This window comes from Caballeronia hypogeia, from assembly GCF_001544875.2.
Taxonomy (GTDB): Bacteria; Pseudomonadota; Gammaproteobacteria; order Burkholderiales; family Burkholderiaceae; genus Caballeronia; species Caballeronia hypogeia.
Genome location: NZ_FCOA02000063.1, coordinates 1 through 10784, shown reverse-complemented (window position 1 = coordinate 10784; position 10784 = coordinate 1). Strand labels below are relative to the sequence as shown.

At 58.8% G+C, this 10784-nt stretch carries 9 protein-coding genes; 6 read left to right on the top strand and 3 right to left on the bottom strand.

The genetic code is table 11. From position 1 onward, the window contains the following. Positions 1–278: 278 nt before the first annotated feature. Together AWB79_RS37560 and AWB79_RS38805 are read right to left on the bottom strand one after the other, a co-directional pair. Positions 279–656 carry a VOC family protein gene (locus AWB79_RS37560; protein ID WP_061172533.1) on the bottom strand — a complete coding sequence of 126 codons (378 nt, stop codon included), beginning with the start codon at positions 654–656 and terminating at the stop codon, positions 279–281. Between the two features lies 1 nt (position 657). After that, on the bottom strand, positions 658–1638 hold the full coding sequence (locus AWB79_RS38805; protein ID WP_074169495.1) for an L-lactate permease: 981 nt from the start codon (positions 1636–1638) through the stop codon (positions 658–660). A gap of 335 nt (positions 1639–1973) precedes the next feature. Between AWB79_RS38805 and AWB79_RS37550 the strand changes: the two genes are divergently transcribed. From AWB79_RS37550 to AWB79_RS40305, 4 genes are all read left to right on the top strand, one after another. Further along, a complete protein-coding gene (locus AWB79_RS37550) occupies positions 1974–2963 on the top strand; it encodes a D-2-hydroxyacid dehydrogenase (RefSeq protein ID WP_061172532.1) in 990 nt (329 codons plus the stop codon). Positions 2964–3189: 226 nt separating this feature from the next. Continuing rightward, entirely contained in the window at positions 3190–4095 is a 906-nt protein-coding gene (locus AWB79_RS37545; RefSeq protein WP_061172531.1) for a LysR family transcriptional regulator, read from the top strand. Between the two features lie 111 nt (positions 4096–4206). Then, the gene (locus AWB79_RS37540; RefSeq protein ID WP_074169497.1) at positions 4207–5400 is read left to right on the top strand and encodes a CaiB/BaiF CoA transferase family protein; all 1194 of its coding nucleotides are present in this window, start codon (positions 4207–4209) and stop codon (positions 5398–5400) included. A gap of 13 nt (positions 5401–5413) precedes the next feature. Continuing rightward, entirely contained in the window at positions 5414–6931 is a 1518-nt protein-coding gene (locus AWB79_RS40305; protein WP_074169494.1) for an L-lactate permease, read from the top strand. Between the two features lie 696 nt (positions 6932–7627). Here the strand turns inward: AWB79_RS40305 and AWB79_RS37530 are convergent. After that, the gene (locus AWB79_RS37530; RefSeq protein ID WP_061172530.1) at positions 7628–8329 is read right to left on the bottom strand and encodes a FadR/GntR family transcriptional regulator; all 702 of its coding nucleotides are present in this window, start codon (positions 8327–8329) and stop codon (positions 7628–7630) included. Between the two features lie 361 nt (positions 8330–8690). Here AWB79_RS37530 and garL point away from each other — a divergent pair, with 361 nt between their 5' ends. Both garL and AWB79_RS37520 read left to right on the top strand, forming a co-directional pair. Continuing rightward, positions 8691–9476 carry a 2-dehydro-3-deoxyglucarate aldolase gene (gene garL, locus AWB79_RS37525; RefSeq protein WP_061172529.1) on the top strand — a complete coding sequence of 262 codons (786 nt, stop codon included), beginning with the start codon at positions 8691–8693 and terminating at the stop codon, positions 9474–9476. Positions 9477–9511: 35 nt separating this feature from the next. Beyond that, complete coding sequence (locus tag AWB79_RS37520) at positions 9512–10420, top strand: 2-hydroxy-3-oxopropionate reductase (protein WP_269768033.1); 909 nt, start codon at positions 9512–9514, stop codon at positions 10418–10420. Positions 10421–10784: the final 364 nt, after the last annotated feature.

The window sequence follows — 10784 nt, the reverse complement described above, 5'->3', positions numbered from 1 at the left end:
CTTCCTGCAATTCGCTCAACATGGTTTGGAGCACAACGCCTTGTCGCATAAGGCTTTGAGGATTGTTCAGGGTCGACCAATTAGTCCTGATGCGCTGTCGGCAAGCAAGGAGCAATCGCAACCTTCGGCCAAAAGCCACTGAGCATGGGGATGGCGCGTCGCCGACGAATCTGCAGCGCGCCCCTATCAGTTCCCCGAAGCGGAGTCAGCCCGTCTCACCCACGTTGACGCGCGGCGCGCCTAAAGCGTCCCACGAAAAACTGCTCACAGTGTTCGCTCTATGCTCCGCAAACAACGTGAGCACGCGAATGACATCGACGGTAGACGGAACGGATTTTCTGGACTGCGCCGGTTCGCTCGACCGGCCCTTCCAAAATCGGCCAATTGCAACGCTTGAGATGCGATATCACATCGTCCAAGGGCACGGCAGCGATGAAGCAGAGGTCGAGCGAGCCAGGGACTGGAAGATGGGCTTTGGGCTCGAACTCTGAGCCCTTGACATGGATGTTTATTTTTTGATTTCCAAATCGGAGCGCGGTGCGTCCTTTACCGAACGTCTGAACTTGCATCTGCAGCACCTCACTGTAGAAGTGCTTTGTGGCTGCGAGGTCGACACACGTCAGTACGAGGTGGTCGAGATGGTCAATCAAAGCCATTTCAGACTCCTGTGGCGAATGCGCGCTGCTCGGGAAGGCCGTCGCTCGACAAGCAAGGCATCGTATGCAAGTCGGAACGTCGTCCGGCTTTCAAGAGTTGGCTAGGGACGTCGTGGCCGATGAGTCGGGGAAGCGCGGCTGATGCGGACAGCAGTGCTGCCAGGTCCACTCCGGTGTTGTAGCCGTCGAGCTCTAACATATGGACCAGTTCCTCTGTGCAGACATTGCCTGTTGCGCCTGGCGCATAGGGACAACCACCAAGCCCGCCGAGCGATGCGTCGAACCGGTTGACGCCTGCAGCGAGCGCGGCCAAGGTATTTGCCAGAGCCATTCCACGGGTATTGTGAAAGTGCAGTGTAAGTTCGAGTCCAGGGAACTGGGCACGTGCGGCGCTGGTTAGCGCGCCGACCTGAGAAGGGAAAGCCATTCCCGTCGTGTCGCACAGCGTTACACCGTGAACGCCTTCCGCGGCGAAGCGGTCCATCCATCGAAGCACTTCCGATTGTTCGATGTCTGCCGCCTTCACGGGGTCAAGACCGACGGCAATAAGCATGACGGCACAGATTGCGACTGGTGCGCCGCCCCCTGCCAGCGACTCGAGCAAACCGCCAAAACAGAAGGCGATAAGCACCGCCTGGACACGTGTGTCGGGACTTACCTGCGAAAGGCAATTCCGAAGCACCACATCATGACCGCTTGTTTGAGTGAGCTTGAAGACCCAAATTGCATTGATGCCAATCCAGATAATCGGGAAGAACCCTGTTGATGCACCCAAGGCTGCTGTGCTGCCGGCCTGCACGACCGGCATCTGGTACACGAATATTGCGACTGCCAGCGAGCAAACAAGCGCGCATAGTGCCGCCCACCTCGCTTGAACTTTGAAGACGCCAAGAAGCACGAATAAAACCGCGAGTGGAAGCGCTGCGGCCGCGGCGGATGCGCCGATGGACCCCGCCAGTGGGCTATAAATTTGTTGATACATGAATGTCTCCGAGCCTGGTTGTGGAGGCTTTTTCTACTATGTGGCTCGAATCTACTAAAGAACGCATCCCAGCATGAAATACTGATTTCAACTACGGGGTATAGAAGGCTTCTATGTCCTCCCCACCTGCCTTGACACCCTGCCTTGGTGCCCGCTAATGTGGCGCCGGGTCAGTCGCAAGTCACCGTTCAGGTCAGCGATGACCACGCTTCCCCCTTTCCTGCGCCTCAGTTGCAAATCGCATCGCCTTCGAACGCATCAGTTCGTTGGCCTACCTCAGGTCAACGCGATTGAACCGGGAGCAGCGGCGTAGCAACACTCCACATTCTTCGAACATGTCTAAGTCATCCTCCCCTTTGCATGTGGTATTTCTGGACCGCACGACGATTCCGCCGGCAACCGTACTCAAAGAACTTCCGTTCAGTCATACGCTCACGGTTCACGATGCAACAAGTCCCGATGAAGTAATCGAGCGAATTCGCGAGGCGGATATCGTCGTGACGAACAAAGTAAAGTTGGGCGCCGAAGCTCTTGAACAAGCGAAGAACCTCAAGCTCATCGCAATCGCCGCCACTGGAACTGATAACGTCAACCTAGCGGCATGCGACAAGCTGGGCATCTCGGTAACCAATGTTCGCAATTACGCTGTGCACACGGTCCCGGAGCACACATTCGCACTGATTTTTTCGTTGCGTCGCAGTCTCGCGGCATATCGCTCTGCTGTTCAGGCAGGACGCTGGCAGGAGTCCGGACAGTTCTGTTTTTTTGACTATCCGATTAAGGATTTGGCCGGGTCGACGTTGGGCATCGTCGGTGATGGCGCCCTTGGCAAAGCGACAGCAGCTATCGGTCGCGCCCTGGGACTTAAAGTGCTCTTCTCGGCGTTCAAGGGGCGCGGTGATATGGGCGCTTTGTACACCCCTTTCGAGAAGGTTTTGGAAGAGTCGGACATCATCACGCTCCATTGTCCGCTTATCGATGCGACCCGTGACCTCATCGGCGACGCCGAGTTCGCGAAGATGAAGCGACGTCCGCTGCTCATCAATACGGCGCGAGGCGGACTGGTCAACGAGGCGGCGCTTGTTCGAGCGTTGAAATCGAACCAGATTTCTGGCGCTGGCTTCGATGTTGTTACGCAAGAACCATTGACCTCCGACAATCCGTTTAATGAGATTTTGAACCACCCTGCGTTTATTCTGACGCCTCATATTGCGTGGGCGAGCGAGGAAGCGATTCAATCATTGGCTGACCAGTTGATGGATAACGTGACAGCGTACGTTCAAGGGACGCCTCGCAACATCGTGAACGCACCCATCGCTCGATAAGCGGCAGCTGCGTCACGTGAGGTGTCGCCTCTTCAACGGTCGAAGAGGCGCCGATTGACGCGATGAACTGCGGATACACGTCTGCGCAATGGGCATCGACTCTTCGGCCCGGCTTGCACCCAGTCGGCTTCCTCGCAGCCGCGCCCGCCGCATTCGACTTCGGTCGCGCAAGACCGAACTTGCAATACACTCGCTCTACGGCCATTCCTTAGAGCTTCGCTCCGCCATGTCGAGCTACTTCCACTATGACCTGCAGTCCCTGCGACTTTTCATCGTCGTCGCAGAACTTGGGAGCCTCACCAAGGCCGCTGAACGGACGAGCCTCACCCTCGGAGCTGTGAGTAAGCGGATTGCAGACCTCGAGCGAAGCGCTGGATGCACGCTTCTGCTCAGGCAACCGCGCGGTGTCGAACTGACCGGCGCAGGCAAAGGGCTCTTGGCACATGCGCGGCAGGTTGTTGAGCGGGTCAACCGCATGGCCACGGAGATGAGCGATTACGCGACGGGGGTCCGAGGCCATGTGCGGATGTGGGCGAACACATCTGCGATTGTGCAGTTCCTCCCCGTCGATGTCCGCATGTTTCTCACAGATAATCCGAGCGTAAAAATCTCGCTAGAAGAGCGCCTCAGCGGCGACATCATTGCAGCGGTGCGCAATGGCGAGGCCGACATCGGAATTTTTGCGGACAATGTTCCAGCCCTCGGAATCGAAAAGGCGGTCTATCGACGCGACAAGCTGGTGCTGCTCGTTCCAAACGGTCACCCGCTCTCAACGAAGCAGAGCGTTTCCTTTGTCGACACCCTCGATTACGAGTATGTAGGCTTGAATGAAGGAAGCTCCCTTCTTGCTCGTTTGCTGGCGGCCGCTTTCTCGGCGGAGCAAACCCTGAAGGTTCGCATTCAGGTCAGTAGCTTTGACGGCATCTGCAGAATGATTGAACAGGGCCTGGGAATCGGCGTGCTCCCGGAGGCGGCCGTTCGCAACGAGATTCTCGCCGCCGGACTTCGTCAGGTCCAGCTTCTCGACGATTGGGCAGACAGAACCCTGTTCATCGGTACCCGGTCGATAGAGGCACTGTCACCTGAAGCCACCCGGCTGTTCAACTTCATGTCCGGTCGCACCAACGCATAGCCGCGACCCTTTCCATTCTGGAAAGGGTGCTTGAAGAATCTTCGATTTTCACGCCAAGCGGTTTGTTTCAAAGTGAAGCATCGGCTAAACGATGCTTCACAGGAGACAACCGTGCAAAAAAAGCCGCTCGAAGGCATTCGCGTGCTGGAGATGGGCCAACTCATCGCTGGCCCCTTCGCTGGAAAGATGCTCGCCGAATTCGGCGCACATGTAACCAAAATAGAGCCCCCTGGAGTCGGGGACCCTTTGCGCAAATGGCGTCTGCTGCATGAAGGGACGTCGGTTTGGTGGGCCGCCCAATCACGCAATAAAGAGTCCCTAACGCTCGACCTTCGCTCGCCGGAAGGCCAAGAGGTCGCACGCAAGCTCATTTGCGAAAGCGACGTTCTCGTCGAGAACTTTCGTCCCGGCACCCTCGAAGGCTGGGGGATGAGTTGGGACGAACTCCATGCGCTCAACCCACGTTTGGTCATGCTCCGGGTGTCCGGCTACGGTCAGACCGGGCCCTACCGCGACCGCCCGGGCTTCGGCGTTGTCGCTGAGGCCATGGGTGGCCTGCGGCACCTTAGCGGCGAACCGGGTCGCACGCCGGTTCGAGTCGGCGTGTCTATCGGCGACTCCCTGTCCGCGCTACATGGCGTGATTGGCATCCTGCTGGCCTTGCGTCACCGCGACCAAAACGGCGGCGACGGCCAGATGATTGACGTTGCTCTTTACGAGTCCGTCTTCAACATGATGGAGAGCCTGCTGCCCGAATTCTCTGCTTTCGGCGCGGTACGCCAACCCGCAGGAAGCAGCTTGCCTGGTATCGCACCATCTAATGCATATCGCTGTGCCGACGGCAAATATGCGCTCATCGCTGGAAATGGCGACAGCATCTTCCGTCGCCTCATGGACCTCATAGGACGCCGGGACCTCGCTGACGACCCCGCTTTAGCCCAGAACGATGGTCGAGTAAAGCAGGTTGAGCGCATCGACGCTGCAATCGGCGAATGGGCTGTCCGCCAGCCGCTCGAGGACGTCCTCGCCGCGCTCAACGAGGCGCGAATCCCCGCAGGAAAGATTTACGACGTCGCGGATATTGCCCAAGACCCTCATTACCAGGCTCGAGACATGATTCTCGAGGCCAAATTGCCCGATGGGACACCCGTTCAAGTTCCGGGAATTGTTCCGAAACTCAGCGCCACTCCAGGAACGGTTGACTCTTTCGCACCGACGCTCGGCGAGCACACGGACGCCGTACTGGAACGAGTTGGAATCGACCAAGCAACGCGAGACGCATGGCGTTCTCGCGGCATCATCTGAGAGGACCGCTGCAATGAACGGCAAACGCGTTTATATCCAAGAGGTCGCGACCCGCGACGGTTTTCAGAATGAAGCACAGTTCGTCGACACCGATGAAAAGATTGCGCTCATCGACCGACTGAGCGCGTGTGGGTACGCGAAGATTGAAGTCACTTCTTTCACTTCTCCCAAAGCGATTCCCGCACTCCGTGACGCTGAGGCGGTGATGCACGGCATCAAACGTCAGGCCGGCGTCATCTATACCGTGCTCGTACCCAACATCCGGGGTGCGGAGCGAGCCCTGTCTTGTGCGGTGGACGAAGTAAACCTCGTCATGTCGGTCAGTGAGAGTCATAACCGCACAAACCTTCGAATGAGCCGCGAGCAGTCGTTCGCCCAGCTGCGGGACGTCATCGGTGTAGTTAAGCAAACACAGGTGGCAATAAATGTTTCGCTTTCGACGGCGATGGGCTGCCCCATGGAGGGAGCCATCTGCCTGCTTGCAGATACCAGCCCTGTGGCCTTCGGTTCGCTGGGATTGCCGATTTCGCTTTTGTCGAAAGTCACCAACTTGCCGGTGGAGTCCCTCAGCATGATGGTCGGGCGCCAGACACCGCTTCTTGCGCTCTTCGTCCCCCTCATCCTCATTGGGGTCGCAGACGGAAAGCGTGGTGTGAAAGAGGTTTGGCCCCTAGCGGTGTTGGCAGGCGCTGTCTTCGCGTCAGCGCAATGTATCGGTTCGTCGTTTCTGCCGCTTGAGCTTGTCGACATCATCTCAGCCCTTTCCGCGACGTGTGCTGCACTGCTTTTCCTCAAAGTGTGGCAACCCAAATCTGATTTGCGCCTCAGCAGCAGCGGGCAAATGGCTATGTTTCTGTTCAACCAAGCTATGCGCGAAGGCGATGCGTCGTGGAACTGGACGCAAGACAAGATTTTCCGGATGCTGTCAAAACCGTTTCCTGAGAGGGCCGTGGTCCGAAACGGCGTCGTGACACTGGGCGACCGGGGTTTCACCTCGAAAAACCTTCGCGAGGCGGCCCTCGAATACGAGGCATGGAATCAGGGGGCTTCAATGCCCGTCAAAGGGTACGAGATGTTCACATCTAGTCTGCATGTCGTCTGGGACAACAACGGGCATCTCGAAGACTTGGAGCCAATTCCGCAAACCGTCGCGAAGTATGGTGATGGCTTCACGGACATCTATGACTGGATTCAGAAGCGCGGTACCGGAGACTTATCTGAAGAGCGGCAGAAGCACGCGAATCACGAACGCGCAGAGGACACTGTGGCGAAGGCACCGCGTGGTGGCAAAGGACGAGTCTCCCACAAGATGCATCGGGAAATGGCCGTGGCTCAGGGCGTCAAGCCGTCGGTCAACAGTCGGCCGGCACGGAAGGCGGCAATCGCGACAAATGGTGCCGAAGATTCGAACGCGCTTATGAAGAGGATTCGTGGGGACAAGGCGACACCGCCGTCGCCGTTGCCGCGAGCCAATGTCGAACCAAACGCCGCACTGGTGGACGATGCGCAAGAACTAGACATTGATTTTTAGTCTGCAGGGGGGTCAAAATCGCCCGAGAGGCCTATGCCACCTGGCTTTGGACCGCTTCTTCGGTTTTTGCTGCTCAAAATGCGATTTTTCTCGGGCTAGGGGGTCGACGGACCCGTCCGAAGCGTTCCCGACAAGTCTGTAACTCTTGCCCTGTAAGGGATTTCGGCGATTCTAGGCTGACTCAGGAACGCTTCTAATGTTGGTGAACAGCATGTGTTGATTCAACGAAAGCCGCGCTCGCATTGCGAGCGCGGCTTTTTTTGCGCTCCAGATCCGTCGCGCGGAGTGAGCCGGTCTACCTGCCGCAAAGTTTCGATCCCTTGCACGCTAAGTCTTCCGGGACCGGGCCGGCGAGGGCGGGCCGTCCAGGCGCCGTCAGACCTGTGGACAACCTTGTTGGCAGCTCGTTGTGTTTACTGTTGGCGCTTTCTGAATAAGTACCCGACCATCGGAAAAGGGCTCGAAGTTGTCCCAGGCTCAGGCCGGAATCCGGCTCGCTATACCGAACTTGTCTCGTGCGTAAACCTCTGACGGAAAAGGCGCATCGCCGGTTATCCACGGATTTGCGGGGGGCTTGTTAACTACTACCACGTATACATATGAACTTTCCCGTTTACGTATACAAGGTGCCGTTGCTGCCCGAAACCCCGGCATTCATGCGTCTCATCGCTTTGAAAATTCCGAAGCGAACTGATCTCAGACACTCGCGCCATGCACTTGCCGCAAGCGCTCTCGACTGTTACTCAAATGCAGACGCATCGCGGCGCGCGCGTCATCGGAATCCTGGCGGACGATCGCCTGATAAATCGCCTTGTGTTCGCTCAGCACCGCGCGCAATCGCTCGAGCTGATCCAGCTCGGCGAGCTCCGGCGGCCTGAGCCGCGTTCGCGGACTGACGGCGCGGCCCATCTGGCTCAGCACGTCGTAGAAATAGCGATTTCCGCTCGCACGCGCGATCTGCAAGTGAAACTCGACATCGTGCTGCAGCACCGACGTGCTGCCGTTCGCCATCTGCGCTTCGAAACGCTCGAGTGCGGCTGCGATCTGCTTCAGATGCGCATCGGTGCGCCGGCTCGCCGCGAGCGCCGCCGCCGCGCCTTCCAGATCGATGCGAAACTCGATAATCGCCATGATGTCGAGCAGATTCGACAGATCCGCGTCCGGCAGGCGCACCGGCTCGCGATCCTCCGACGCGCGGATGAACGTGCCGATGCCATGACGCGTCTCGACGACATTCGCCGCCTGCAAGCGCGATACCGCCTCGCGCACGACCGAGCGACTCACGGACAATTGCTTCATCAGCGCGACTTCGGTCGGAATCTTGTCGCCGGGACGCAGGATTCCGTGCTCGATGTCCGCGACGAGGCTCGCGACGACTTTATCGGTGAGACTGGCCATGCTGGTTTTGCTTGTATTGATGGTTGATGGAGAAGTCGGACGACCTGCCGGCGTGTGTCATCATGACTCCGACTGGCGCCGCGTGAAATGCCTCGCGGATGTCCGACAACACATCATCCCGATGGCCGATGATTTCGTCAAATCGCTGCTACGCATGTCTTCGATGGAACAAGATATAAGACATCGTATAAGTATGAATAGATGTTTTCGGACAAAAATGTCGAAAAATCAAGCAAATCAGGGTTTACGCCGCTGTCATCAAACCCTAGACTAACAGTACTCTGTGTTAAGACGTCTGATAACTGAATGTGATCGGACGTACCGCTTTCCAAACAGATCGCCGCCGTCACAGGGAGTCGTCATGCCGTCATCTTCACCGTATCAACCGCTGCCCAACACATTCCGAACGTCGCTGCGCGAGCGCAAGCGGCTCATCGGCTGCTGGATGTCGCTCGCGAGTCCGGTCGTCACCGAACTGATCGGCGTGGTCGGCTTCGACTGGATGCTGCTGGACGCCGAGCACGCGCCGAATGACGCGCTCACGCTCATTCCCCAGCTGATGGCGCTCAAGGACAGCCCGAGCGCGCCGGTCGTGCGGCCGCAGGCCAACGATCCCGTCGCGATCAAGAAACTCCTCGACGCGGGCTTCGTCAATTTCCTGATTCCGTTCGTCGACAGCGCCGCCGATGCCGGGCGCGCCGTCGCCGCGACGCGTTATCCTCCGCATGGCATCCGCGGCGTGTCGGTCGGGCATCGCGGCAACCGGTACGGCACGGTGCCGAACTATCTCCAGGTTGCGAACGACAATATCAGTGTCGCCGTGCAGATCGAGAGCCGCGCGGCGGTCGAGGCCATCGACGAGATCATCGCGGTCGAAGGCGTCGATGCGCTGTTCGTCGGTCCGTCGGATCTGGCGGCGGCTTACGGTCATATCGGCAACCCGAATCATCCGGACGTGCAGGCCGTGATCGCGCATGTGTTCGAGCGCGCGCACGCGGCCGGCAAGCCGAGCGGCATTCTCGCGCCCGTGCAGGAGGACGCCGAGCGCTATCTCGCGCTGGGCAGCACGCTGGTCGCCGTGTGCGCGGATCTGGGCATGCTCAGGAACGCCGCGCAGGCCGTGAAGAAGCACTTCATCGCGGACTGAGCGTCACGCTCGACGTCGCGGCATCGAACAAACTCATCAAGGAGCGATACATGCAAAAGGCAGGCTTCATCGGACTGGGCATCATGGGCAATCCCATGGCGGCCAATCTCGTCAAGAACGGCGTCAAGCTCGCCGCGTTCACGCGCAGCGGCGTGCCCGCCGAGCTCACGCAGGCCGGCGCGACGGCCTGCGACTCGCCCGCCGCCGTCGCCGAGCAAGCCGATGTGATCTTCATCATGGTGCCGGACACGCCTGACGTCGAACGCGTGCTGTTCGGCGAGAACGGCGTTGCGAGCAAGCTGAAGGCAGGGCAGATCGTCGTCGACATGAGCTCGATCTCGCCAATCGCCACGCGCGAGTTCGCGGCGAAGGTGCGCGAGAAGGGCGCGGACTACATGGACGCGCCGGTTTCCGGCGGCGAAGTCGGCGCCAAGGCGGCCTCGCTCACGATCATGGTCGGCGGCGCGCAGGCGACCTTCGACAAGGTCAAGCCGCTCTTCGACATGATGGGCAAGAACATCTCGCTGATCGGCGAAGTCGGCGCGGGGCAGGTCTGCAAGGTCGCCAATCAGGTGATCGTCGCGGCGACCATCGAGGCGGTCGGCGAGGCGCTGCTGCTCGCGTCGAAGGCAGGCGTCGATGCCGAGAAGGTCCGCACCGCGCTGATGGGCGGTTTCGCGTCGTCGCGCATTCTCGAAGTGCACGGCGAGCGCATGACCAAGCGCACGTTCAATCCGGGCTTCCGCATCGAGCTGCATCAGAAGGATTTGAATCTGGCGCTTGCGACCGCGCAGTCGCTCGGCGTCGCGCTGCCGAACACCTCGACGTGCATGCAGTTGTTCAATGCGTGTGCGGCGCACGGCGGCAAGGCATGGGATCACTCGGGCATGGTGCGCGCGCTCGAGATCATGGCGAATCACGAGATCGGCCAGAAAGCGAAGTAACGTCGACGGCGTCGCGGCTTGCGCGACGAATCGATGATGGCAGGAACGACGAAGCCGGCGCGAGCCGGCTTCTTTGTTTTCGCGGGTCGCGAAGGTGGTTGGGTATAGTCATCAGACGTCTTTGTGATGCTCGTCCTTGCGTCGGTTGTTCATCCGATAACCAATTTAAACCATTGTTTTAAATGTATTTTAAGTTGAAATCGTAAACCCCATCTTGGCTGTGGAAGGAGATCGACATACAATGTCATCAGACAACGTAATTCATCGATGTCACTGACAGGATCGCCCTCATGTCCACGAACCCGAACGCCACTCCCAAAGTCACCGAATTGCGCGTCGTGCCGGTCGCCGGCCGCGACAGCAT